Origin of the sequence: Streptomyces sp. enrichment culture, assembly GCF_964272855.1 — a bacterium.
Classification (GTDB): domain Bacteria; phylum Actinomycetota; class Actinomycetes; order Streptomycetales; family Streptomycetaceae; genus Streptomyces.
In genome coordinates this window covers 6,747,254-6,770,546 of record NZ_OZ186847.1, presented here as the reverse complement: position 1 = coordinate 6,770,546, position 23,293 = coordinate 6,747,254, and the positions used below count along the sequence as shown (strand labels likewise).

General features: G+C 73.1%; 19 protein-coding genes and 2 pseudogenes. 8 read left to right on the top strand and 13 right to left on the bottom strand.

The window, feature by feature from the left end:
- Position 1: 1 nt before the first annotated feature.
- Positions 2-958 carry a DMT family transporter gene (locus tag ACSU6L_RS29965; RefSeq protein WP_437061801.1) on the top strand — a complete coding sequence of 319 codons (957 nt, stop codon included), beginning with the start codon at positions 2-4 and terminating at the stop codon, positions 956-958.
- On the opposite strand, the gene ACSU6L_RS29960 is transcribed toward ACSU6L_RS29965, so the two are convergent.
- The 9 genes and pseudogenes from ACSU6L_RS29960 to ACSU6L_RS29920 all read right to left on the bottom strand — a co-directional run bounded on the left by ACSU6L_RS29960 (position 950) and on the right by ACSU6L_RS29920 (position 12,025).
- Positions 950-2,206 carry an MFS transporter gene (locus ACSU6L_RS29960; protein WP_437061799.1) on the bottom strand — a complete coding sequence of 419 codons (1,257 nt, stop codon included), beginning with the start codon at positions 2,204-2,206 and terminating at the stop codon, positions 950-952. The two genes, ACSU6L_RS29965 and ACSU6L_RS29960, sit on opposite strands and share 9 nt — an antisense overlap.
- Before the next feature lie 225 nt (positions 2,207-2,431).
- On the bottom strand, positions 2,432-3,517 hold the full coding sequence (locus ACSU6L_RS29955) for a Zn-dependent alcohol dehydrogenase (protein ID WP_437061797.1): 1,086 nt from the start codon (positions 3,515-3,517) through the stop codon (positions 2,432-2,434).
- A gap of 14 nt (positions 3,518-3,531) precedes the next feature.
- Positions 3,532-4,920, bottom strand: coding sequence for an aldehyde dehydrogenase family protein (locus ACSU6L_RS29950; protein WP_437061795.1), 1,389 nt, complete (start codon positions 4,918-4,920; stop codon positions 3,532-3,534).
- A gap of 106 nt (positions 4,921-5,026) precedes the next feature.
- Positions 5,027-5,495: pseudogene (locus ACSU6L_RS29945) on the bottom strand (DUF3574 domain-containing protein).
- 129 nt (positions 5,496-5,624) lie between these two features.
- On the bottom strand, positions 5,625-6,851 hold the full coding sequence (locus ACSU6L_RS29940) for an MFS transporter (RefSeq protein ID WP_437061794.1): 1,227 nt from the start codon (positions 6,849-6,851) through the stop codon (positions 5,625-5,627).
- Positions 6,852-6,909: 58 nt separating this feature from the next.
- Positions 6,910-8,334, bottom strand: a complete 1,425-nt coding sequence (locus ACSU6L_RS29935; RefSeq protein ID WP_437061792.1) for a CitMHS family transporter — start codon at positions 8,332-8,334, stop codon at positions 6,910-6,912.
- A 156-nt stretch (positions 8,335-8,490) separates the two neighbouring features.
- Positions 8,491-10,722 carry a molybdopterin oxidoreductase family protein gene (locus ACSU6L_RS29930; RefSeq protein WP_437061790.1) on the bottom strand — a complete coding sequence of 744 codons (2,232 nt, stop codon included), beginning with the start codon at positions 10,720-10,722 and terminating at the stop codon, positions 8,491-8,493.
- Positions 10,723-10,822: 100 nt separating this feature from the next.
- A complete protein-coding gene (locus ACSU6L_RS29925) occupies positions 10,823-11,440 on the bottom strand; it encodes a TetR family transcriptional regulator (RefSeq protein ID WP_437061788.1) in 618 nt (205 codons plus the stop codon).
- Between the two features lie 66 nt (positions 11,441-11,506).
- A complete protein-coding gene (locus ACSU6L_RS29920) occupies positions 11,507-12,025 on the bottom strand; it encodes a hypothetical protein (RefSeq protein WP_437061786.1) in 519 nt (172 codons plus the stop codon).
- Positions 12,026-12,254: 229 nt separating this feature from the next.
- Between ACSU6L_RS29920 and hmgA the strand changes: the two genes are divergently transcribed.
- Genes hmgA through ACSU6L_RS29905 form a run of 3 tightly spaced genes read left to right on the top strand, consistent with a single transcriptional unit; the run spans position 12,255 to position 15,517 of the window.
- Complete coding sequence (hmgA, locus tag ACSU6L_RS29915; RefSeq protein ID WP_437061784.1) at positions 12,255-13,571, top strand: homogentisate 1,2-dioxygenase; 1,317 nt, start codon at positions 12,255-12,257, stop codon at positions 13,569-13,571.
- A 27-nt stretch (positions 13,572-13,598) separates the two neighbouring features.
- Positions 13,599-14,348, top strand: a complete 750-nt coding sequence (locus tag ACSU6L_RS29910; RefSeq protein WP_073942126.1) for a GntR family transcriptional regulator — start codon at positions 13,599-13,601, stop codon at positions 14,346-14,348.
- 11 nt (positions 14,349-14,359) lie between these two features.
- Positions 14,360-15,517, top strand: a complete 1,158-nt coding sequence (locus tag ACSU6L_RS29905) for a type ISP restriction/modification enzyme (RefSeq protein WP_437061781.1) — start codon at positions 14,360-14,362, stop codon at positions 15,515-15,517.
- Positions 15,518-15,679: 162 nt separating this feature from the next.
- On the opposite strand, the gene ACSU6L_RS29900 is transcribed toward ACSU6L_RS29905, so the two are convergent.
- A complete protein-coding gene (locus ACSU6L_RS29900) occupies positions 15,680-16,393 on the bottom strand; it encodes a TetR/AcrR family transcriptional regulator (protein WP_437061779.1) in 714 nt (237 codons plus the stop codon).
- A gap of 63 nt (positions 16,394-16,456) precedes the next feature.
- On the opposite strand from ACSU6L_RS29900, the gene ACSU6L_RS29895 reads away from it, so the two are divergent.
- The 3 genes from ACSU6L_RS29895 (at position 16,457) to ACSU6L_RS29885 (ending at position 19,618) form a co-directional block, all read left to right on the top strand.
- Complete coding sequence (locus tag ACSU6L_RS29895; protein ID WP_437061777.1) at positions 16,457-17,422, top strand: ATP-binding cassette domain-containing protein; 966 nt, start codon at positions 16,457-16,459, stop codon at positions 17,420-17,422.
- Complete coding sequence (locus ACSU6L_RS29890) at positions 17,419-18,297, top strand: ABC transporter permease (RefSeq protein WP_437061775.1); 879 nt, start codon at positions 17,419-17,421, stop codon at positions 18,295-18,297. Before ACSU6L_RS29895 ends, ACSU6L_RS29890 begins: the two co-directional genes overlap by 4 nt.
- A 124-nt stretch (positions 18,298-18,421) precedes the next feature.
- Positions 18,422-19,618 carry a CaiB/BaiF CoA transferase family protein gene (locus ACSU6L_RS29885; protein ID WP_437061773.1) on the top strand — a complete coding sequence of 399 codons (1,197 nt, stop codon included), beginning with the start codon at positions 18,422-18,424 and terminating at the stop codon, positions 19,616-19,618.
- Between the two features lie 44 nt (positions 19,619-19,662).
- Here the strand turns inward: ACSU6L_RS29885 and ACSU6L_RS29880 are convergent, their stop codons facing one another.
- The 3 genes and pseudogenes from ACSU6L_RS29880 to ACSU6L_RS29870 form a co-directional block, all read right to left on the bottom strand.
- The gene (locus ACSU6L_RS29880) at positions 19,663-19,932 is read right to left on the bottom strand and encodes a hypothetical protein (RefSeq protein WP_437061771.1); all 270 of its coding nucleotides are present in this window, start codon (positions 19,930-19,932) and stop codon (positions 19,663-19,665) included.
- Between the two features lie 126 nt (positions 19,933-20,058).
- Positions 20,059-20,874 (bottom strand): anti-sigma factor, encoded by an 816-nt coding sequence (locus tag ACSU6L_RS29875; protein WP_437061769.1) that lies wholly within the window; start codon positions 20,872-20,874, stop codon positions 20,059-20,061.
- A pseudogene (locus tag ACSU6L_RS29870) lies at positions 20,871-21,422 on the bottom strand (sigma-70 family RNA polymerase sigma factor); the annotation flags it as partial. The pseudogene ACSU6L_RS29870 and the gene ACSU6L_RS29875, both read right to left, overlap by 4 nt.
- Positions 21,423-21,574: 152 nt before the next feature.
- Between ACSU6L_RS29870 and ACSU6L_RS29865 the strand changes: the two are divergent.
- Entirely contained in the window at positions 21,575-23,101 is a 1,527-nt protein-coding gene (locus ACSU6L_RS29865) for a DUF4331 domain-containing protein (RefSeq protein ID WP_437061767.1), read from the top strand.
- Positions 23,102-23,293 lie beyond the last annotated feature (192 nt).

Genomic DNA, 23,293 nt, shown 5'->3' with positions numbered 1-23,293 from the left:
CATGATGCCGTCACCCTCTCGCCCCGCCTTCCTGGCCGCCGGTGCGGCCCTGGTCACCGTCGTGCTGTGGGCCTCCGCGTTCGTGTCGATCCGCAGCGCCGGGGAGGTGTACTCGCCGGGCGCGCTGGCGCTCGGGCGGCTACTGGCGGGCAGCGTGGCGCTCGGGGCGCTGTGCCTCATACGGCGGGAGGGGTGGCCGCCGAGAGCGGCATGGCCCGGGATCGCGGTGTCCGGAGTGCTGTGGTTCGGCGTCTACATGGTGGTCCTCAACTGGGGGGAGCAGCAGGTGGACGCGGGGACGGCGGCGCTGGTCGTGAACATCGGCCCGATCCTGATCGCGCTGCTCGGCGCCCGGCTGCTCGGCGACCCGATGCCGCCCCGGCTGCTGGCGGGGATGGCGGTGTCGTTCGCCGGTGCGGTGATCGTGGGTCTGTCGATGTCCGGCGGCGGTTCGTCGTCCGCCCTCGGTGTGCTGCTGTGCCTGCTGGCGGCGGTCGCCTACGCGGGCGGCGTGGTCGCGCAGAAGCCCGCGCTCGCGCGGGCCGGCGCCCTCCAGGTGACGACCTTCGGGTGTCTCGTCGGGGCGGTGCTCTGTCTGCCGTTCGCGGGGCAGCTGGTGAGCGAGGCCGCCGAAGCGCCCCTGCCGGCCACCCTCAACATGGTCTACCTGGGCCTCTTCCCGACCGCCCTGGCCTTCACCACCTGGGCCTACGCGCTGGCCCGGACGACCGCCGGCCGGATGGGCGCGACCACGTACGCGGTGCCCGCGCTGGTGGTGCTGATGTCGTGGCTGGTGCTCGGCGAGGTGCCGGGGCCGCTCACGCTGGCGGGCGGGACGCTGTGCCTGGCTGGGGTGGCGGTGTCCCGGTCGCGGGGGCGGGCGGCCCGGGTCGTGGCGGCCTCGCCGCGACCCGAACCCGCCCGCGAGCGGTCCGGCGGGGCCGCCGGGTCAGCGTGACCGTGCCCGGTCCGCCAGCACCTTGATGGAGACGAGGGCGATGACCGACAGGCCGATGACATAGCCGGACACCGCCATCGAGGTGCCGGTCGCCTCCAGCAGCAGCACCATCACGAACGGCGCCAGTCCGCCGCCGCACACCGCGGCGATCTGGTAGCCGAGGGAGGCCCCGGTGTAGCGCATCTCCGGTGTGAACAGCTCGGCGAACAGCGCGGCCTGGGGGCCGTACATGATGCTCAGGAAGCAGCTGGCGACGAAGCTGGCGACCGCGAGCCACAGCAGTGAGCCGGTGTCGATGAGCAGGAACATCGGCACCGCCCACAGCGCGATGCCCGCGGCGCCGAGGCCGTAGATCCGGATGCGGCCGACGCGGTCGGAGAGCGCGGCGGAGGCGGGGATCAGCACCAGCTGGGTGAGGCTGACGCAGAGCGAGACGGTGAGCACCGCGCCGCGCTCCATGTCGAGTTCGCGGGTGGTGTAGTCGAGGACGCCGGTGATGAGGATGTAGAAGGTCGCGGTGTTGACGGCGAAGGAGCCGCCCGCGAGCAGCACCGTGCCGAGGTGATGGCGCAGGATCGTGCGCAGCGGGGAGGACTCCTCGCCCTTCTCCTTCTCGGCCAGTGCCCGCTCGGCCTGCCGGAACTCGGGGGTCTCCTCGACGCGGACGTGGATGTACCAGGCGAGCGCGAGGACGAACACGCCGACCACGAACGGGATCCGCCAGCCCCAGGCCTCGAACGCCGACTCCGAGGTGAACGCCCCGGCCAGCAGGAAGACGGAGTTGGCGGTGACCACGCCGATCGGGACGCCGAGCTGGACGACGCTGCCGTAGATGCCGCGCTTGCCCTCGGGGGCGTACTCGGTGGCCAGCAGCATGGCGCCGCCCCACTGGGCGCCGACGGCGATGCCCTGGACGACGCGCAGGGCGACCAGCAGCAGCGGCGCGGCGACGCCGATCGTGTCGTACGTGGGCAGCAGGCCGATCCCGGTGGTGGCCAGGCCCATCAGGGTGAGCGCGAGGACCAGCATCGGCTTGCGGCCCCGCTTGTCGCCGAGGTGACCGGCGACGATGCCGCCGAGCGGGCGGGCCAGGAAGCCGACGGCGAAGGTGGCGAAGGCGGCGAGGACCCCGGCGGAGGCGCTGCCGGCGGGGAAGTAGAGGTCGCCGAGAACGAGGGCGGCGGCGATGCCGAAGACGAAGTAGTCGTACCACTCGACGGCGGAGGCGAGCGCCGCCGCGGTGGCCACACGGCGCCGGTTGACCTCGGGGAGGGCGGTGGCGGTGGGGGCGGAGGGTTGAGCGGGGGGGGAACGTGTCCATGCGTGCACACTCCGATGGGTGCGGTGGGGACGTTCCGGGGAACATACTGACCGGACGGTATGGGGTCAACGGTCGTGCGTGAAGTTACCGGTGAGGAAAAAGGGCCCGGGGTGTCCCCGGGCCCCTTCGGTCAACGACCCGGGGCGGTCACGTCAGAAGATCACCAGGGCCCGGCCGCCCTTGCCCGCCAGCATGTTCTCGAACGCCGCCGGGATGCCGTCCAGGGCGATCCGCTCCGTCACCAGCGCGCCCAGGTCCAGCCGGCCCTCGCGCACGTGCCCGGCGAGCACCGGCAGGTCCCGCGCCGGGTCGCTGTTGCCGTAGACGCAGCCGGAGAGGGTGCGCCCCCAGTGGAAGATCTCCAGGGCGTTGAAGGTGACCTGCTGGTCCTTGCCGCCGATGCCGACCACGGTGGTCCGGCCGCCGCGCCGGGTGGACTCCCAGGCGGCGCGGATCGTCACCGCCCGGCCCACGCACTCCACGGCCACGTCGACACCCTGCTTGCCGGTCAGGGCGCGGATCTCGCGCGGGGTGGTCTCGGAGGCGACGACGTAGTCCGTGGCGCCCGCGGTCCGCGCCAGCTCCTCCTTCTCCGGCGAGACGTCCACCGCGACGATCTTCGACGCGCCCGCGATCCGCGCGGCCTGGAGGGCGGCGAGACCCACCCCGCCGACCCCGAACACGGCGACCGTCTCGCCCTCCCGGACCCGCGCCGAGTGGTGGACGGCGCCGTAGCCGGTGAGCACGGCGCAGCCGAGCAGGGCCGCGTCCGTGAGCGGCACCCCGTCCGGGGCGGGCAGGACGCAGTTCGCCGGGACCACCGTCTCCTCGGCGAACGCGGCGACGTTCAGACCGGGGTGCAGCTCGGTGCCGTCGTCGGCCCGGCGGGCGTGGACGGCGCCGATGCCGCCCAGCGCGTTGGCGCACAGCCACACCTCGCCGAGCGCGCAGGCCGGGCAGCTCCCGCAGGAGGGCGCCCAGTTGAGGACGACGCCGTCGCCGGGGGCGACATGGGTGACGCCCTCGCCGACGGCGAGGACGGTGCCCGCGCCCTCGTGGCCGAGGACGGCCGGCAGCGGCACCTTCATGGTGCCGTTGGACAGGGACAGGTCGGAGTGGCAGACACCGGCGGCGGCGAGCCGGACCCGGACCTGCCCGGGTGCGGGGTCGGGCAGCTCGATGCCGGTGATCTCCAGCGGGGCGCCGATGGCGGGCACGACGGCGGCACGGACGGCCATGTGAGGGAACTCCCTTAGAACTGGAGGGACTTGGTCTGGAGGTACTCGGCCAGGCCGTGGCTGCCGAGCTCGCGGCCCACGCCCGACTGCTTGTAACCGCCGAACGGGGCCAGCGGGTTGAAGCGGCCGCCGTTGATGTCGACCTGCCCGGTCTCCATCCGGCGTGCGAAGGCGACCGCCTCCGCCTCGTCGCCCGCCCAGACCGCGCCGGCGAGCCCGTAGACGGTGCCGTTGGCGATGCGCAGGGCGTCGTCCTCGTCCTCGTAGGGCAGGATCACCAGGACCGGGCCGAAGATCTCCTCCTGCGCGATGGTCATCTCGGGGGTGACGTCCGCGAAGACGGTCGGACTGACGAAGTAGCCCTGGTCGCGGGGCGCTTCGGGGCCACCGGCGACCAGCCGGGCGCCCTCGGCGACGCCCTTCTCGATGTATCCGCGCACCCGCGCCTGCTGCTGGGCGTTGACCACCGGGCCGATGCGCTCGCCGTACTTGGCGGCGGCGGTCCGGGCGAGTTCGACCGCCTCCTCGTACCGCTCGCGGTGGACCAGCATCCGGGTCCAGGCGCTGCACGTCTGCCCGGAGTTGGACATCACGTTGGCGACGCCGACGTTGACCGCCTTGGCCAGGTCGGCGCTGGGCAGGATGACGTTGGCGGACTTGCCGCCGAGTTCCAGGGCGACCTTCTTGACGGCGGCCCCGGCGAGCGCGCCGATCCGGCGGCCGACGGCGGTGGAGCCGGTGAAGGAGACCAGGTCGACGTCCGGGTGCTCGGCGAGCGCCTGGCCCGCGACCGGGCCGAGCCCGGTGACCAGGTTGAAGACGCCCGCCGGGATCCCGGCCTCGTCGGCCACCTCGGCGAAGAGCTGGGCGGTGAGCGGGGTGTCCTCGGCGGGCTTCAGCACGACCGTGCAGCCGGCGGCGAGGGCGGGGGCGACCTTGGCGACGATCTGGTGCAGCGGGTAGTTCCAGGGCGTGATCGCCGCGACCACGCCGATCGGCTCCTGGTAGACCACGGAGTTGCCGACCTTCTCCTCGAAGGCGAACCGGGCCGCGAGCTCGGCGTAGGAACCCGCGACCGCGATCGGCGCGCCGACGTGGACGGCCTGGGAGAACTTCAGCGGCGAGCCGAGTTCGGCGGTGACCGTCTCGGCGATCTCCCCGGCCCGCGCCACCAGTCCGTCCCGCAGGGCGGTCAGACGCGCGGCCCGCTCGGCGGGCGGGGTGGAGGCCCAGCCCGGAAGGGCGGCGCGGGCGGCCCGTACGGCGTTGTCGACGTCCAGGGCGGTGCCGGCGGGCACCTGGCCGACGACCTGCTCGTCGACCGGGTTCACGACGTCGATGACGTCCCCTCCGGCGGCCGGGCGCCAGGCGCCGTCGATGTACATGCCGTCATGTGCCTTCATCGCGTTCCTTCCGGCGAGCCTCGTCGTCGAGCCCCAAACTAGCGCCGTTAGTTTTACGGCACCAGGGGACTCCCGCATGGCACGGCTCACCCTGCCCGGGAGCCGCTCAGAAGTCGACCCGCGTCCGGCTGTCGACCCGCGCGACCGCCTCCTGCGCGAACCGCTTCTCGTAGTCCCGGCGGATCTCCTCGATCCTCCGGTCGCCCACCGCCGCCTCGGCCACCGGGTACAGCAGGATCAGCTCGTACGACCGCTCCTTCTCGATGACGCCGCGCCGTCCCGCCACTGCCCGTGCCCCTCCTGCACGGCGAGCCCGCCGGGGAAGTCCGGGGTCACCTCCCGGTCGACGAAGTCGGCGAACTGCCGCCCGGTGACGGCCGGTCCGCCGTCGGGCCGCTCGGTGCCGAAGAACAACCGGGTTTCCATGTAGGGCGCGCGCCGCGCGGCGGGGTGGCCGGGGAGTCGTCGAGGGTGGCGTAGGCGGTGGGGGCGGCGACGGCGAGCAGCAGGCCGGCCGCCACGAGGGCGGTCCGGGTGCGGATGGCGCGGACGGTGAAGCGCGTGTGGTCGTCCATACGCCTTCCCATACGGGATGCGCGCGTCCGGAGCGGGCAGCCGCGCGGGGGTGCCCGGATGCCCGATCCGGAGCGCACGCCGGTGACGCGCGCCGGACACGGCGGACGAGCCGCCCGCGACGAACGGGCTCAGGCGTCGCTTCGGCGGCGGGGGCGGGGAGCGCTGGCCCGCCGCTGCTCGGGGGCCGGCTTCGCCGGGGACCGCAGGGCCACGCCCGAGGACAGCAGGAGCAGCACCCCGAGCATCACGAACGGCGCGGCCACGCCCGCCACTCCGGCGACCAGGCCCGCCGTGGCGGGCGCTGCGACCTGGCCGAGGCGGTTGCCGGTCAGCCGCAGGGCGAGGGCGGTGGAACGGGCGCCCTCCGGCGCGGCCTGCACGACCGTCGTCATGGACAGCGGCTGCCCGACACCGAGGCAGAAGCCGAGCGCGGCCAGCATCACGGCCAGCGCCCACACCGGCACCGGCAGCGCCACGCCCGCGCAGAGCACGGCGGCCAGCAGACAGGTCACGGTGAGCAGCGCGGTGCGGCCGAGCAGCCGCAGCAGCGGGGTGAGCACCAGACGGCAGGCGATGGTTGCCGCCGCCCGCAGGCTGAGCAGCAGCCCGATCACCGACGGGGCGATACCCCGGTGCTCGCCGACCACCGGCAGGTAGGCGGTGAGGATGTCGGTCGCGGACAGCACGGAGAGGCTGATCAGGATGCCCGCGGGCACGCCCCGGGCGCGCAGGATGCCCCGCACGGGCACCCGGTCGCCCGCCGCCTTACCCGAGCCGGACGCCGTACGGCGGTGCTCTATGCGCCACAGCGAGCTGACCGCGACCGCGGCGCCCGCGCCCGCGACCAGCAGGGCGAGCGCGCTGGTGCCCGCCATGTCGGGGCCGCCGATCAGCGCGCCGGCCGCGATCGGGCCGACCAGCTGACCGAGGGAGGCGCCGATGGTGAAGTGGCCGAAGTTGCGGTCCTGTTCGTGCGGGGCGGACTGGCGGGCCACCAGGGACTGGGCGCCGATCACGAACGCGAGGTGGCCGAGGCCCATCACCCCGCTCCAGACCGCCATGGCCCACAGCGAGCCGGCCAGTCCGCTGAGCACACAGCCGCCGGATATCAGCACCACGCCGATCGGCAGCAGCGGCGCGCAGCGGCCGTGGTCGGTGCGGCGGCCCAGCGGGACGGCCGCGAACAGCGGAAGCAGCGCGTACACACCTGCGATCACACCGACCGCCCGCTCGTCCGCGCCCAGCGCGAGGGCCCGGTAGGAGACGGCGGGCCGGGCCATCGACACCGCCCCCTGCGCGAAGCTGAAGGCGACGACGAGCCGGAGCAGCCAGCCGCGGTTCCCACCGGGCCCCATGGTTTTCCACCTCCGTGCGGAGTCGAGGGCGTACGAGGACGAGGATGTAGTGCGGGCGTCAGATGATGCCGAACAGGATGCCCGCTCCGAGGATGACCAGGCAGGTGAGCGCGGCCCACTTCACCACGAACCGGGTGTGGTCGCCGAACTCGACCTTCGCCATGCCGACCAGCACGTACACGGCCGGGACCAGCGGGCTGGACATGTGCAGCGGCTGGCCGACGAGCGAGGCGCGGGCCATCTCCAGCGGCGAGACGCCGTGCGCGGCGCCGGCCTCGGCGAGGACCGGCAGGACGCCGAAGTAGAAGCCGTCGTTCGACATGAAGTAGGTGAGCGGCAGGCTCAGGACGCCGGTGACGAGCGCCATGTGGGGGCCCATGCCCTCGGGGATGACGTCCACCATCCACTCGGCCATGTGGTCGACCATGCCGGTGCCCTGGAGGACGCCGGTGAAGACGGCGGCGGCGAAGACCATGCCGGAGACGTTGAGGACGTTGTCGGCGTGGGCGGCGAGGCGGGCCTTCTGGTTCGGGATGCTCGGGAAGTTCACGGAGAGCGCGAGCGCGGCGCCGAGCAGGAACAGCACCGGGATCGGCAGCCACTCCATGATCATGGCGGTGAGCAGGGTGACCGTCAGCAGCGCGTTGAACCAGTACAGCTTGGGGCGCAGGGTGTCGCGGTTCGGATCGAGGCCCTGGAAGTCGTCGGCCTCGTCGGTGGCGGAGCCGCCGTCGGCGGATCCCTCGGAGACGTCCGCGTCGGTGCCGGAACCGGAGCCGCCCGTGAGGTTCTTGGCCGTGCCGGGGCCGCCGGTGCCGACCAGCACCGTCTCCGTCTCCTTCTCCTCCAGCACCTCGTCCAGCGTGAGCACGCCGAGCCGCCTGCGCTCGCGCAGGCCGAGGACGTAGGAGAGGCCGATCACGAAGAGCAGGCCGACGGCGAGGGCCGGGATCATCGGGACGAAGATGTCGCTGGCGTCCAGCTTCAGCGCGGTGGCCGCGCGGGCGGTGGGGCCGCCCCAGGGCAGCGTGTTCATCACGCCGTTGGCCATGGCCGCGACACCGGTCATGACGACCAGGCTCATCTTCAGGCGCTTGTAGAGCGGATACAGCGCGGAGACCGTGATCATGAAGGTGGTCGAGCCGTCGCCGTCCAGCGACACGATCGCGGCGAGCAGGGCCGTCCCGACGACGATCCGCATCGGGTCGGCCTTGCAGAACTTGAGGATGCCTCTGACGATCGGGTCGAAGAGACCGACGTCGATCATCACACCGAAGTAGACGATCGCGAACATCAGCATCGCCGCGGTCGGGGCAAGGCTGGTGACGCCGTCGATGACGTAGTCGCCCAGGTGGGCGCCCTTGCCGACGAAGACGCAGAACAGTGCGGGGATCAGCACCAGCGCCGCGATCGGCGACATCTTCTTCATCATGATCAGGACCAGGAAGGTCGCGATCATGGCGAAGCCGAGGATGGTCAGCATGAGTGGATACCTAACGTTCGCCCTTGAACTCCCACCTGAGCCGGCGGTGCGATGGACGTTAGGTCCCGTCAAGCAGCGTTAACAAGACGTTGACATGCGAGCAATAAGCGCAAAACTGCTGGTCACAGCTTTGCTCAGGTCAGCTTCCTGAGCATTTCAGGCCATCGGGGCGAGTTCGACCGGCACGCCGTTGAGGACCGCGTTGCCCGACAGCGGGTCGAGCAGACTGCCGTCGAGGAGCTGGTTGACGTTGACCCCGGGTTCGGCGGAGGCGTGGCGCAGCCGGGTGCCGGGACGGTCGTGGCCCCAGCCGTGCGGCAGGCTCACCACGCCCCGGCGCACCCCGTCGGTGACCTCCGCCGGGACGGTCACCGCTCCCCCGGCGCCCTTGACCCGCACCGGCGCCCCGTCGCACACGCCGAGGCGTTCGGCGTCCTCGGGGTGGATGTGCAGGGTGCAGCGGTTGGTGCCGCCGGTGAGGGCCGGGATGTTGTGCATCCAGCTGTTGTTGGAGCGCAGATGGCGGCGGCCGACCAGGAGCAGCCCGGCGGGCAGCTCGGCCATCGCCCGCCTCAGCCGGGGCAGGTCCGCGGCGATGGGGGCGGGCAGCAGCTCCACCTTGCCGCTGCGCGTCCGCAGCGGCTGCGGCAGGCGGGGGCGCAGCGGGCCGAGGTCGATGCCGTGCGGGTGCGCCAGCAGCCGGTCGAGCGTCAGCCCGTCCTCGCGTACGCCGAAGCCGTCGCCGTAGGGGCCGAGGCGCAGCATCAGGTCGAGCCGCCGCTCGGGGCCGTTGTCGCCGGTGAGCCGTGCGGCGAGTTCGCGCGGGTCGCGGCCGTGCACCGGGGAGTGCGGGTCCTTGACCGCTTTGCCGAGGGTCTGGTCGATCACCAGGGTGTCGACGGCGGAGGGGTCGGCGCCGTGCATGCCGCTCACCGCCAGGGTCAGCCGCGCCAGGATCTCCGTCTCGGCCATCCGGCCCGGCTCCAGCGGGATCGCGGGGCGGGTGTAGCGGACCTGGTTGCGCACGGCGAGGGTGTTGAAGGCGAAGTCGTGGTGCGGGCTCTGCGCGGGCGGTGGCGGGGGCAGCACCACGTCGGCGTGCCGGGAGGTCTCGTTGAGGTAGGGGTCGACGCTGACCATGAAGTCGAGCGAGCCGAGGGCTTTGTCGAGGCGGTCGCCGTCGGGTGTGGAGAGCACCGGGTTGGCGGCGACGGCGATGACCGCGCGGATCGGCTCGCCCTCGTCCGTGACGGTGTCGATCTCCTCGGCGAGCGCGGAGATCGGCAGCTCGCCCTTCGCCTCGGGGTGTCCGCTCACCCGGGAGTGCCAGCGGCCGAGCGCGAAGCCCTTGCCGGGGCCGGCGGGTCGGGGGGTCTTGTCGGTGGCGGCCTGCGGGAAGAGGGAGCCGCCGGGGCGGTCCAGGTTGCCGGTGAGGACGGCGAGGACGTCGACGAGCCAGCTGGCGAGCGTGCCGTGCGGGACGGTGCAGCTGCCTATGCGGCCGTAGACGGCGGCGGTGGGGGCGGCGGCCAGTTCGCGGGCGAGGACGCGCGGCACGTCGGCGTCGACGTCGCAGGCGGGGGCGACGGCCTCCGGGGTGAAGTCGCGTATCGCGTCGCGGAGTTCGTCGAGGCCTTCCAGGTGCGGGGCGAGGCCGCCGACGTCGACGAGGTCCTCCTCGAACAGCACGTGCGCCGTCGCCGCGAGGAGCAGCGCGTCCGTGCCGGGGCGGATGGCGATGTGCCGGTCGGCGAGCCGGGCGGTGCGGGTGCGGCGCGGGTCGATGACGGTGAGGGTGCCGCCGCGGGCCTTGAGCGCCTTGATGCGGCCCGGGAAGTCGGGGGCGGTGCACAGGCTGCCGTTGGACTCCAGCGGGTTGGCGCCGATCAGCAGCAGGTGGTCGGTGTGGTCGAGGTCGGGCACGGGGATGGCGTTGGCATCGCCGTAGAGCAGGCCGCTGGAGACGTGCTTGGGCATCTGGTCGACCGTGGAGGCGGTGAACAGGCTGCGGGTGCCGAGCGCGCCGATCAGGACCGGCGGGTAGAGGGCGCCGGCCATGGTGTGCACGTTGGGGTTGCCGAGGACGACGCCCACGGCGTTCGGTCCGTACCGTTCGACGACCGGCCGGACGCCGGCGGCCACCGCGTCGAAGGCCTCCTCCCAGGTGGCCTCGCGCAGCTCGCCGTCCCGGCGCACCAGAGGCGTGCGCAGCCGGTCGGGGTCGCCGTCGACGGCGCCGAAGGAGGCGCCCTTCGGGCAGATGAAGCCCTGGCTGAAGACGTCGTCGCGGTCGCCGCGCGCGCCGGTGACGGTGGTGCCCTCGATGGTGAGGGTCAGCCCGCAGGTGGCCTCGCACAGCGGGCAGATACGCAGAGCGGTGCGGGACATGGGTCCTCCCGGGGTCTGGTGGCAGCGGCGGCTCACACGAACCGGGCCGAGCATACCGACCGGTAGGCATGTAGGGGAGGGGTCTGCGCCGGACCGTTCGTCAGTCCAGCACCCGCGCCAGATAGGACCGCAGCATCTCGCGCATCTCGCCGATGATCCCCTCGTCGCCCTGCGGGTCCACCCGGAAGGCCAGCTGGACGAGGGCGTCGGAGGTCTCCACGGCGACCAGGAAGGTGCGGCGCAGGTCGTCGTCGACGGTGCGGCCGAGATAGCCGGAGAGCAGTGCGGTCAGCCGGTCGGCGACCCGGTGGTTGGGCTCCGACTGGCGGGCCCCGACGGGGATCTGGTTGCCGAAGTCGACGAGGGAGAAGCCGGGCGCGGTGCGCTTCATGGCCAGGTACTCGTCGATCACCGCGTCCACGGCGGCCCGCCAGTCGCCGGCCCGGGCCTGCTTCAGTCGTTCGGTGACGCGCTCGGCGTACCGCTCCAGGTTGCGCTGGGCGAGGGCGTCCGCCATCTGCCGTTTGTTGCCGAAGAAGCGGTAGACGGAGCCGATGGGGACGCCGGCGCGCTCGGCGACGGCGCGGGTGCTGAGCGCGTCGTAGCCGACCTCGTCGAGGAGGTCGGCACAGGCGTCGAGGATCCTGGTCAGGCGTTCGGCGCTACGGCGCTGGACGGGGGCGCGGCGGAGCGTGGTCGCATGGGGCACGGGCTTCATGATGCCTTTCCGGAGCGGTCCGGTGAACCTCACCCCCCCCAGTACGCGTACCGGTGGCCCTGACACTCATCTCCGGGCCGGACCGGGCTCCGACGCGGTGATGTCGGCCGTGCTCTGGACCGGTTCGCCGTCCACCGCCCACACCGTGCCGTCGTCCGCGCAGAGCCGGGCGGTGACCTGGTGGGTGCCGCGCGGGACGAGCCGGCCGGGGATGCGGTACTCCGGGTCGCGCAGCTCGCTGACGAACCGGCCGTCGACGAAGAGCCGGACGGTGCCGCGCCCGGCCACCGGCTCGGCGGGCGTCCCGGCGGGCGAGAGCCGGAAGCCGCGCAGGGTGAGCCGGACCCGCCAGCTCTCCCCGGCCGGGTCGGGCTGCACCTCGACGCCGACGCCGGGGGCGTCCTCCTCGTCCACCTGGCGGTAGGAGCGCCCCTCCTCGTCCCGGTCCTCCAGCACCTTGCCCACCGGTGCGGGCGCCCCCGCGCCACCGCCCTCGTCTGCGTCACCGGTGCCGCAGCCCGCGGACCCGCCCAGCACGAGGACACAGACCGCGAGCGCGGCGAGAAATCTACGTGTCCACGACATGCCGGCGAGCGTAGAACACCGGTGCGACACCTCGGATCCCCCTTGAGTCTGGTTGTCGTAGTCCCCCGGTGGTCCGCCGAGAGGAGGGCGCCCCGGTCCGGTACGACTCTTCGTGCGGATCTCCCGCCGTCCTTCCGCAGGCCTCTTGCGCACACGAAAACGCAATCCTACGGTGATGCATAGGAATGAGTGGTCAGTACTTGTCCCACCGGCACAGGGAGCAGTGATCATGAGCGGGGACCCGCGCAAGGCCGCCGAAGGGCTGGCGTATCTCTCCGGATTCGGCAACGAGCACAGCTCCGAGGCCGTCCCGGGCGCCCTGCCCGAGGGCCGCAACTCACCGCAGCGCGCCCCGCTGGGGCTGTACGCGGAGCAGCTGAGCGGTACGGCGTTCACCGAGCCGCGGGCCCACAACCGCCGCTCCTGGCTGTACCGGATCCGCCCGTCGGCCGCCCACCCGGCGTTCACCCGTTCCGGCAACGGCGCGCTGCGCACCGCGCCCTTCACCCAGACGGTGGCCGACCCGAACCGCCTGCGCTGGAACCCGCTCCCCGAGCCGGGCCCCGAGACGGACTTCCTGGCCGGCCTGTGGACCCTGGGCGGCAACGGCGACGTGACTCAGCGCGCCGGCATGGCCGTGCACCTGTACCACGCCAACGCCTCCATGGACCGGGTCTTCAGCGACGCGGACGGCGAGCTGCTGATCGTCCCCGAGCGCGGCGGGCTCCTCCTGCGCACGGAGTTCGGCCTGCTCCACGCGGAGCCCGGCCATGTGGCGCTGATCCCGCGCGGGGTGCGGTTCCGCGTGGAGCTGCTGGACGGCTCCGCGCGGGGCTACGTCTGCGAGAACTACGGCGCCCCGTTCCGCCTCCCCGACCTCGGCCCGATCGGCGCCAACGGCCTTGCCAACGCCCGCGACTTCCAGGCGCCGGTCGCCGCGTACGAGGACGTGGAGGGCCCGGTGGAGGTGGTGAACAAGTTCTGCGGCAACCTCTGGACGGCCACCTACGACCACTCGCCGCTGGACGTGGTCGCCTGGCACGGCAACTACGTGCCGTACGTCTACGACCTGCGCCGCTTCAACGTCATCGGGACGATCTCGTACGACCACCCCGACCCGTCGATCTTCACCGTGCTGACGTCCCCGTCCGACACCCCCGGACTGGCCGGCGTCGACTTCGTGGTCTTCGCGCCGCGCTGGCTGGTCGGCGAGGACACCTTCCGGCCGCCGTACTTCCACCGGAACGTGATGAGCGAGTACATGGGCCTGATCGAGGGCGCCTACGACGCCAAGGCGGAGGGCTTCGTGCCGGGCGGCGGTTCGCTGCACAACATGATGTCGGCGCACGGCCCCGACCGGGAGACGTTCGACCGGGCGAGCGCGGCCGAGCTGCGCCCGCAGAAGATCGACGACGGGCTGGCGTTCATGTTCGAGACCCGCTGGCCGGTGACGCTCACCCCGCAGGCGGCCCGCGCGGAGCACCTGCAGCAGGCGTACGACGACGTCTGGCAGGGCCTCGAGCGCCACTTCCGGCCCTTGCACTGACGATTCCCCGACGGTACGGATGGCCCCGTGACCTCCTTCGCTCCGGACTCCATCGTCCTGAACCGCAAGCTGCCGCTCTGGTACCAGGTGTCGCAGTCGCTGCGCGCCTCGATACTCGGCCGCTCGCCCCGGGACCCGCTGCGGCTGCCCACGGAAGAACAGCTCGCCGGGCACTACGGCGTGAGCGTGCTGACCATGCGGCAGGCACTCAAGGAGCTGGAGGACGAGGGGCTGATCACCCGCCACCGCCGGCGCGGCACGTTCATCGAGCCGAGCGCCCGCCGGGGCTCCCCGGTGCGGCTGCTCGGCTCGGTGGACGCGATCGTGGCCCAGCAGTCCGGCATGACGACGGAACTGCTGGACCACGGCCGCGCGCCGGTGCCCGCCGAGGTCGCCGAGCACTTCCCGGACCTCGCCGAGGCGGCGACGTACCACCGGCTGCGCAGCGACGCCGAGACCGGCGAGCCGACCAACCACGCCCGCAACTGGGTCCGTCCCGAACTCGCCGACCGGATCGACCTCGACGACCTGGTCCGCTGGCCGATGACCAAGGTGCTGCGCGACGTGGTGGGGGCGGACATCAGCCGGATCACGGACACCGTGGAGGCCCGCCTCGCCGACCCGGAGACGGCCCGGCTGCTCCAGGTGCCGCTGCTCAGCCCGATCCTGCACTACACGGGCGTCACCTACGACGCGGACGGCCGGGTCCTGGACGTCGTCGTCATCCACTACCGCGGCGACCGCTTCTCGTTCACAGTCACCCTGGAGGCCACCTGAGCCGTCGTACGATGCCGGGCGTGACGTACGACGACGCTCCGCTGCTGGCGGACCTCATGCCGTGGTCCGTCGCACCGCCACGGCTCGGCCGGGAGTGGCCGACGGCCCCCGACGCCCCCTCGCTGACGGCCCGCTGGGACGCCTTCGTGAAGGCCGACGGCGCCGAGCGCGAGGCACTGTTCGAGCCGAGCCGCGCCCGCACCCTGCGCACCGCGGTCGGCCAGCTCCCCGGCCAGTCCACCGGCACGGAACGGCTGCTGCGCGCCGGCGGCCCCTGTCCGGCCCCGGTCCGCGTCCTGCGCGCCCCCTTCGACGAGCAGTGGCTCATCCCCGACCACCGGCTCATCGACGCCGCCCGCCCGGAGCTGTGGCGGGTGGCCGACGAACACCAGGTGTTCGCCGTGGAGAACGCGGAGGACCCCGCGCTCCCCCTGCTGGCGACCTCCCTGCTGCCGCTGCTCCGCCCCGGGCCCGTCCGTCCCCTGTACCGCCGCCCCGGCGGCACGGAACCGAATCTCGCGCCGGGCCTGACGGAACACCTGGCCGCCCGCCTCGGGCATCCGGTGCGGCCGCCGGACGTCCTCGCCTGGACGCTGGCGACGGTACGGCCGGACCGCGCCGTCCCGCTCACCGGGGACCCCGGGGCGTGGGCGGAGGGTGTGGCGCTGGGCCGGCGTCTGCTGTGGCTGATGCGCCGCGACGGTGAACGCCCCAAGCTGCCGGGCGGCCGGCGCCCCTACGTCCGCGCCCCGCTGCCCGCCCGCCCGGTGACGCTCGCGTACGACCGCGAGGAGGAGACCCTGCTGCTCGACGAGGGCCGTATCTCCCCGGTGCCGCCGGAGGCCTGGGACTTCGAGTCGGGCGGGACGCGGGTGCTGGAGCAGTGGTTCACCGTCCGCACCGCCGCCCCCGAGCCGGGCACGCTCACGGCGATCCGCCCGGCGTCCTGGCCGCAGCCGTGGACGTCGGAGCTGCTGGAGCTGATCACGGTCCTGGCCCTGATCGCCGAACTCCGCCCGGAGCAGGAGCGGCTGGCCTTCCCGTCGCCCGTCACGGCGACGGAGCTGAAGGAGGCGGGCGTCCTCCCGGCCCCGGACCGGGCACGCCGCCCGGCGTCGGTCCTGGACCACCAGGAGGAAGGCCCGGACGGCCAGTTCGCGCTGCTCTAGGGGGCGTCTCGTCGATCATGCCGGGCTCGCGGCGCCTGGCACCGCGCCTCGCCGCGTTGTCGTCGGTCCCCGATTCCCCCAAGCTCTCGGCTCCCTCCTCCGCCTTGCGACGCACGGCACCAGGCGCCGCTCCCTGATCCGGCCTGATCGACGGGACACCCCCTAGCCCTTCGGCGCGAAGCCGTCGAGGAGCCGGTCGAGCATCAGGTCGAACGCCCCCTCCAGGTTCACCGGCCCCGGGTCCTCCGTGAAGGCGGCGGCCAGCCGCGGATACGCGCCGGTCGCCAACTGCCCGCCCACGTAGGCCATCCGCACCGCGCTCTCCTGCTCCTCCGACCACGGCAGCGACCGGCTCCGCTCGGCGGTGGCCAGCTCGTTGGCGACGTACGCCGTCACGCACCCGTTGAGCATGCCGATGAGCTGCATCTTCGTGCCGGAGGGCGCGTCGAGCGGGTCGAGGCAGGCCATGCAGTGCTCCAGGAAGCGCAGGGCGTGCGGACTGAACCCGTACACGGGTGACATCACCCGCGGCAGCCACGGGTGCCGGTGCATCAGCGCGCGCGTCACACGCGCGATCCGCCGCGCCTCGGCCCGCCAGTCGCCGCCCGGCTCCCACAGCTCGTGCTCCGCGCTGACGGCGTCCACCATCAGCTCGTACAGGTCCTCCTTGCGGGGGACGTAGTTGTACAGCGACATCGTCCCGCAGCCCAGCTCGCCCGCGACGCGCCGCATCGACACCGCGTCCAGGCCCTCCGCGTCGGCGATCCCGACCGCCGCCGCCGCGATGTCGGCTCGGGTGTACGCGGGCCTCGGCCCGCGCCCGGTCCGCTCGGGGCGCGCCCAGATCACTTCGGGTTCGGTCGCTCGGCCGGCCATCGGTCATCACCTCGCACACCATCCTAGTTACGTACGCCGTACGTAGTGCGCTATGGTCGGACCATGACTACTACGTACACCGTACTTAGTGAGGGTCTGGAGAAGCGCTTCGGCAAGGTGCGGGCACTGCGCGGACTGGATCTCGCGGTCGCGCAGGGCACGATCTGCGGGCTGCTCGGACCCAACGGGGCGGGCAAGACCACCGCCGTCCGGCTGCTCACCACGCTGCTGCGGCCGGACGCCGGCTCCGCCCGGGTCGCCGGGCACGACCTGGTCCGCGAGGCCGCGGCGGTCCGCCGCCGGATCGGCGTCACCGGGCAGTACGCCTCGGTCGACGGCGACCTCACCGGCCGCCAGAACCTGCGCCTGTTCGCCCGGCTGCACCGGGTGCGCGGCCCGGCCGAGACCGCCGGCGAACTGCTGGAGCGCTTCGGCCTCACGGAGGCCGCCGACCGGCCCGCCTCCACCTACTCAGGTGGCATGCGCCGCCGCCTCGACCTGGCGGCGAGCCTGGTCCGCCGCCCCGACGTGCTCTTCCTGGACGAGCCCACGACCGGCCTCGACCCGGCCTCCCGCAACGACATCTGGGAAGCGGTCCGCACCCTGCGGACCGAGGGCACGACGGTGCTGCTGACCACCCAGTATCTGGAGGAGGCCGACCAGCTCGCCGACGACATCGTGCTCGTGGACCGGGGCCGGGTCGCGCACACCGGCTCCCCGGCCGCGCTGAAGGCGGTCGTCGGGACCTACGTCGAGGTGGTGGTCGCCGACGCCGACGTGATGGTGAAGGCGGCGGGCGTCCTGGACCACCTCACCGGCGCGCGGCCGACGTTCGACCACGACCGGGGCGCCGTCGGCGCGGTCACCCGGGACACCACGCTCACGCTGCCCCGGCTGGTGCGCGAACTCGACGCGGCGGGCGTACCGCTGCTCGACGCGAGCGTCAAGCCGCCCACCCTCGACGACGTCTTCCTGCACCTGACCGACGAAACCCCCGACCGTGACGAGACCGAGGAGGCGGCCGCATGAGCGCGCTCGTCCACGACGGCGGCGCGATGCTGGGCCGTCAGCTCCAGCGGGTCCGGAACAACCCGGGCCTGATGATCCTCTCCCAGACCATGCCGATCACCATGCTGCTGTTCTTCGGCTACGTCTTCGGCAGCGCGCTCGCGATGCCGGGCGCCGAGTACCGCTCCTTCCTGGTGCCGGGCCTGCTGGTGGCGACGGCCGCGGGCGGGGTCATGACGGGCATGTTCCAGGCCGCCCAGGACACCCACCGGGGCGTGACCGACCGGCTGCGCACGCTGCCGACGAGCAGGGCGGCGGTGCCGCTCGGGCAGGCCGCCGCCGACCTGGTCGTCACGGCGGCGGGCACGGTGCCGTTCCTGCTGGTCGGGCTGGCGACGGGCTGGCGGATCGAGGGGTCGGCGGCGCGGGCCGCGGGCGCCGTCGGGCTGCTGCTGCTGTTCCGGTTCGCCTGCACCTGGGTGGGCATCTTCCTGGGCCTGCTGACCCGGAACGAGGAGGCGGCGGGCCAGCTGGGCGGGGCGACCTTCGTGCTGCCGCTGCTGTCCAACGCCTACATCCCGACCGAGGGCCTGCCCGGCTGGCTGCGCGCCCTCGCCGAGTGGAACCCGATCAGCGCGGTCACCACCGCCGTACGGGACCTCTTCGGCAACGCGCCCGTGCCGGACGGCGCGGCCTGGCCGGTGGCGCATCCGGTCGCCGGGTCGCTGGCGTGGTGCGCGCTGCTGATCGCCGTGTTCGCCCCGGCCGCGGTGCGCCGGTACGCGCACGGGGACCGCTGGGGGGTGTCTCGTCGATCAGGCCGGATCAGGGAGCGGCGTCTGGTGCCGTGCATCGCAAGGCGGAGGAGGGAGTCGATGCGGAGCATCGGCAAGTGACGACAACGCGGCGAGGCGCGGTGCCAGGCGCCGCGAGCCCGGCATGATCGCCGAGACACCCCCTAGGCCCTGTCCTGTCTCGGGCGTGCTGACAAAGGGCCTGGGCAGGGGCATGATCCAGCGCATGGACCGTCTTCCGCTGCCCCTGGAGGGCATCACCGTCGTCGCCGTCGAGCAGGCCGTCTCCGCCCCGTTCGCCACCCGTCAGCTCGCCGACCTCGGCGCCCGGGTGATCAAGGTCGAGCGGGTGGACGGCGGTGACTTCGCGCGCGGCTACGACACCGCCGCGCGTGGCCTGGCCTCCCACTTCGTGTGGTGCAACCGCGGCAAGGAGTCCGTCGCGCTGGACCTGAAGGACCCGCGCGGGCTGGACGTCGTACGGCGGCTGATCGCGGACGCGGACGTGTTCGTGCAGAACCTCGCGCACGGGGCGGCGGCCCGGCTGGGCCTGGACGCGGCGACGCTGTGCGCGGCGCATCCGCGGCTGATCGCGGTCGACATCTCGGGCTACGGGGCGTCGGGACCGTACGCGGACAAGCGGGCCTACGACATGCTCGTGCAGTGCGAGGCGGGGCTGGTGTCGGTGACCGGGACGCCGGAGCAGCCGGTGAAGGCGGGCATCCCGGCGGCGGACATCGCGGCGGCGATGTACGCCTTCTCCGGGGTGCTGGCGGCGCTGGTGCGCCGGGGGACGACCGGGCGTGGCGGGCCGGTGGAGATCTCGATGCTGGAGGCGCTGACGGAGTGGATGGGCCATCCGCTGCACCACACGCTGCACGACGGCACTCCCCCGGCGCGCACGGGCCTGGCGCACGCGGTGATCGCGCCGTACGACGCCTACGCCACGGCGGACGGCGGGCGGGTGCTGCTGTCGGTGCAGAACGACCGGGAGTGGCGGCGGCTGGCCGAACATGTCATACGGCGGCCGGAGTTGGGTTCGGATCCGGCGTACGCGACGAACGCCGCGCGGGTGGCGAACCGGGAGCGCACGGACGAGCTGGTGGCGAAGGCGCTGGGCGTGCTCGACGCCGACGAGGCGCTGGCGCGTCTGGAGGAGGCGGGGATCGCGTGCGCCCGGCTGCGGGACGTCCGGGAGGTGGCGGAGCATCCGCAGCTCGCGGCGCGGGAGCGGTGGCGGGAGGTGGGGTCGCCGGCGGGGCCGCTGCGGGCGCTGCTGCCGCCGATCACGCTGCCGGGTGGGGACATCGCACGGATGGGTGACGTACCCGCGCTCGGCCGACACACCGAGGCAGTGCTGCGTGCCGTGGGGATGACGGACGACGAGATCGCAGCGTTGCGCCGGGACGGTGTGGCGGCCTGAGCGCGGGTTCCTGAGGTGGCACCGGTGAGCGCCGGTGCCGTCGGTCAGTGCCCGCCGAACAGTGTGCGGCGGAGCCTGCGCAGCGGGGCGAAGAGCGAGACGCGGCTCACTCGGGCGCCCGTGGCGCTGGGGGCGTGCGCGGGCTCACGCGCGGTCAGTTCGCGCATCAGCGAGGTCGCCTCGGCCGTCTTCTGCTGCGGCACGGCGGGACCCGCCAGCACCGCGAGATGGCGGTCGAGGCGCGTACTGGTCGCGCTGCTGCCGCAGGTGATCGCAGGGACCCTGGCCCTGCTGCGCACAGTTATCTGTTCCATGTCACTCCCCACCCGTACGAGTCCACCCGGCCCGGGCAGGGTAACCCTATCGCCCCCTCGGGGCACGCGTGTATCGCGGTCACAGGATTCACCTTCCCCGCAAGGGTGTTGACCATCCCCGCTCGATTACTCTCCGAATCCAACCGATTCCAGGGCGAGTTGGACAACGGGCCTGGTCGTGGGCCGAGCTGACCCTCCGTCGGGTTCGACGGTCACAGCGAGTGACGTCGATCCGCGGTCCAGTCCGGAGGCGACCAAGGGCGTGTCGCCGTCGAAGAGGCCCAGGGAGCGCGGTTGTGCGTGGGGGCGCATGAGCCACAGCTGGTGAACGTGTTCGTCCGGCGGCTCACCGTAGCCGCCCAAGGTCACCACCGCGCTCCCCGCCGAGGCGGAAGCGATCACTCCGATCGTGCGGCCGCGTTCGTCCCGGCCGGTCGTGGCGCGGGCGTCCGGCGCGGCCAGGACGTGGGCGATCTCACGTGCCCGGTCCCGCTCCGCGGCCAGTTCGCCCCGCGTCCGGTCGGCCTGGACGGCGAACAGCCCGGCCACGACGAGCGCCGCCGCGGCGGTCGCGGTGGCGAACGGCACGAACAGGGGGCGCGTGCGGCGCGTACGGGTGCGCGCGGGCGGCGGCCGGGTGCCCCAGACGTGCGGGGGCAGTCGGGGCGTGTGGGCCGGGGCCGGGGCGGCGGTCTCCTGCGGGGTGTTCCGTACGGCGGCCAGCACCCGCTCCCGCATCCCGGCCGGCGGGGGTTCGGCCGCGGACCAGGCCAGCCGTACCGCGTCCTCGGTCAGTGCCCGCACGTCGTCGGCGCACCGCCCGCAGCGCGCCAGATGCCGTTCGAACCGGCGCCGCTCCTCGGGCCCGAGGGCGTCGAGCGCGTAGGGCGCGGCGAGGGAGTGGGGGTCGTCCCGGCCGAGGAGCCGGTCGAGGACGCTCATGCCGCACCTCCGAGGCAGTGCCGCAGCCGCGTCAGCCCGTCCCGCATCCGGGTCTTCACCGTGCCCAGGGGCAGCGACAGCCGTTCGGCGACCTCGCGGTAGGTGTAGCCCTCGTAGTAGGCGAGGGTGACGGACTGGCGCTGGAGGGCCGTGAGGCGGTGCAGGCAGCGGCGCACCCACTCGCGTTCGAGCCCGGCCTCCACCTCCTCGGCGACCTGGTCGAAGGCTGTCTCCCGCGCGCGCAGCGCCTCGCGCTGGTCGCGGTCGACGGCCGCGCGGGCGCTGCGCACCCGGTCGACCGCCCGGCGGTGGGCGAGGGTGAGCACCCAGGCGAGCGCGCTGCCCCGCCCGGGGTCGAACCGCGCGGCCGACCGCCACAGTTCGAGCAGCACCTCCTGCGCCACCTCCTCCGACTGGGCCGGATCCCGCACCACTCGCTTCACCAGCCCGAACACCGGGCCGGACACCAGCGTGTACAGGTCCTCGAAGGCCCGCTGGTCACCGCCCGCCACGCGCAGCAGAAGCTCGTCCGCCTCCACCCGCTCCCCCTCCCTGTCGCCTGTCGGACGGGATTACGGATCAGCGTGCCGAAAACGCGGGTCGCGTGGTGGGGAAAAACTAATTTCCGATCCGACCAATCCGCTGGGCGCCCCGCTGCGAATCACCGGTGTCAGGCACATCGGCACGGAGGACGGACGGGATGACCACTATCTCCAGGAGCGGGGCGGGGCGCGGTGTCGCCGCCCTCGTCTGTGGCGCGCTGGCCGCCGGGGGGCTCGCGGCCGCCGGGGTGACCGCGCTGGAACCGGGGGCGGCCGCCGCCTCCAGCCATCGGGAGGCCCCGCTGATCTCGGGCACCCCGCAGTACGACAACACGGACGTGTACGCGTTCGTGAGCCCGGACAAGCCGGACACGACGACGATCGTCGCCAACTGGATCCCCTTCGAGGAGCCGGCCGGCGGACCGAACTTCTTCCCGTTCGCCGAGGACGCGCAGTACGACCTGCACATCGACAACGACGGCGACGCGCAGGGCGACCTGCTGTACCGCTACACCTTCACCACGCACGTCAAGAACAAGAAGACGTTCCTGTACAACACCGGCCCGGTCGAGAGTCTGGACGACCCGGACCTCAACGTGACACAGACGTACGACCTGGAGCTGCTGCGGCTGAAGAAGCAGCACCTGGTCTCCCGGACGACGATCGCGCACGACGTGCCGGTCGCCCCGTCGAACGTCGGCAAGGCGTCGATGCCGGACTACGGCAAGCTGCGCGACCAGGCCGTCCACAAGCTCGCGGGCGGCGCCACGACGTTCGCCGGGCAGGCCGACGACCCGTTCTTCCTGGACCTCAGGGTCTTCGACCTGCTGTACGGCGGGAACCTCTCCGAGGTCGGCAACGACACCCTGAAGGGGTACAACGTCAACTCCGTGGCGCTCCAGGTGCCGAACGAGCTGATCCGCCAGTCCGCGCACCAGCCGGTCGTCGGGATCTGGTCGACGACCCAGCGCAAGAACGCCCAGGGCCAGTGGCGGCAGGTCTCGCGGCTCGGCAACCCGCTGGTCAACGAGGTCGTCAACCCGCTGAAGGACAAGGACCGGTTCAACGCGGACGCGCCCTGGAACGACGGCCAGTTCCTGAAGAACGTCACCAACCCCGAGCTGCCCAAGCTGATCGAGGCGATCTACAAGATCGAGGCGCCGGCGGAGCCGCGCAACGACCTGGTCGACGTCTTCCTCAAGGGTGTCGAGGGGCTGAACCAGCCGCCGCACGTACGCCCGGCGGAGGTGCTGCGGCTGAACACCTCGATCAAGCCGGCCGCCGAGCCCAAGCGGCTCGGTGTCCTCGACGGCGACAACGCGGGCTTCCCCAACGGCCGCCGGCTCACCGACGACGTGATCGACGCGGCGCTCCAGGTCGTCGAGGGCGAACTGCTCGGCCAGAAGAACGACCTGGGCGACGCGGTGGACGCCAACGACAAGGAGTTCGGCTCCGCCTTCCCGTACCTCGCCCTGCCGACGGAGGGCTCGCGCGGCCCGCTCGCCAAGGGCACCTCGGGTGACGCGGACGTACGCAGCCAGCTCGGCGACGCGCTGAGCCCGGCGGGCGTGTCCGGTGACGACACCCCGCTCATCGCCGCCTCGGCGGGCGCCGGAGCCGTCGGCGTCCTGCTGATCGGCGGCGGCCTGCTGTGGTGGCGCCGGTCGCGCCGACGCGCGTACTGACGCCCCACCCTCCCCAGACCGGCGCGGCCCGTACCTCCCCAACCCCCACGGCACGGGCCGCGCCACTTCTTCACCGACCGGCGTACAGGGCCTGTCTTCCGGATCAGGCCGGCCGTCAGGAACGGTGCATCTCGGCCGAGCCGAGCGGGGTCTGGTGCGTGCAGCTGCAAGGCGGAGGAGGGAGTCGACGCG

Coding starts and splice junctions, on each gene's coding strand:
- ACSU6L_RS29965 (WP_437061801.1), top strand. CDS start 2: ATGATGCCGTCACCCTCTCGCCCCGCCTTCCTGGCCGCCGGTGCGGCC.
- ACSU6L_RS29895 (WP_437061777.1), top strand. CDS start 16,457: ATGACTACTACGTACACCGTACTTAGTGAGGGTCTGGAGAAGCGCTTC.
- ACSU6L_RS29930 (WP_437061790.1), bottom strand. CDS start 10,722: ATGTCCCGCACCGCTCTGCGTATCTGCCCGCTGTGCGAGGCCACCTGC.
- ACSU6L_RS29900 (WP_437061779.1), bottom strand. CDS start 16,393: ATGGCCGGCCGAGCGACCGAACCCGAAGTGATCTGGGCGCGCCCCGAG.
- ACSU6L_RS29950 (WP_437061795.1), bottom strand. CDS start 4,920: ATGAAGGCACATGACGGCATGTACATCGACGGCGCCTGGCGCCCGGCC.
- ACSU6L_RS29865 (WP_437061767.1), top strand. CDS start 21,575: ATGACCACTATCTCCAGGAGCGGGGCGGGGCGCGGTGTCGCCGCCCTC.
- ACSU6L_RS29935 (WP_437061792.1), bottom strand. CDS start 8,334: ATGCTGACCATCCTCGGCTTCGCCATGATCGCGACCTTCCTGGTCCTG.
- ACSU6L_RS29955 (WP_437061797.1), bottom strand. CDS start 3,517: ATGGCCGTCCGTGCCGCCGTCGTGCCCGCCATCGGCGCCCCGCTGGAG.
- hmgA (WP_437061784.1), top strand. CDS start 12,255: ATGAGCGGGGACCCGCGCAAGGCCGCCGAAGGGCTGGCGTATCTCTCC.
- ACSU6L_RS29925 (WP_437061788.1), bottom strand. CDS start 11,440: ATGAAGCCCGTGCCCCATGCGACCACGCTCCGCCGCGCCCCCGTCCAG.
- ACSU6L_RS29890 (WP_437061775.1), top strand. CDS start 17,419: ATGAGCGCGCTCGTCCACGACGGCGGCGCGATGCTGGGCCGTCAGCTC.
- ACSU6L_RS29875 (WP_437061769.1), bottom strand. CDS start 20,874: ATGAGCGTCCTCGACCGGCTCCTCGGCCGGGACGACCCCCACTCCCTC.
- ACSU6L_RS29885 (WP_437061773.1), top strand. CDS start 18,422: ATGGACCGTCTTCCGCTGCCCCTGGAGGGCATCACCGTCGTCGCCGTC.
- ACSU6L_RS29940 (WP_437061794.1), bottom strand. CDS start 6,851: ATGGGGCCCGGTGGGAACCGCGGCTGGCTGCTCCGGCTCGTCGTCGCC.
- ACSU6L_RS29880 (WP_437061771.1), bottom strand. CDS start 19,932: ATGGAACAGATAACTGTGCGCAGCAGGGCCAGGGTCCCTGCGATCACC.
- ACSU6L_RS29920 (WP_437061786.1), bottom strand. CDS start 12,025: ATGTCGTGGACACGTAGATTTCTCGCCGCGCTCGCGGTCTGTGTCCTC.
- ACSU6L_RS29905 (WP_437061781.1), top strand. CDS start 14,360: ATGCCGGGCGTGACGTACGACGACGCTCCGCTGCTGGCGGACCTCATG.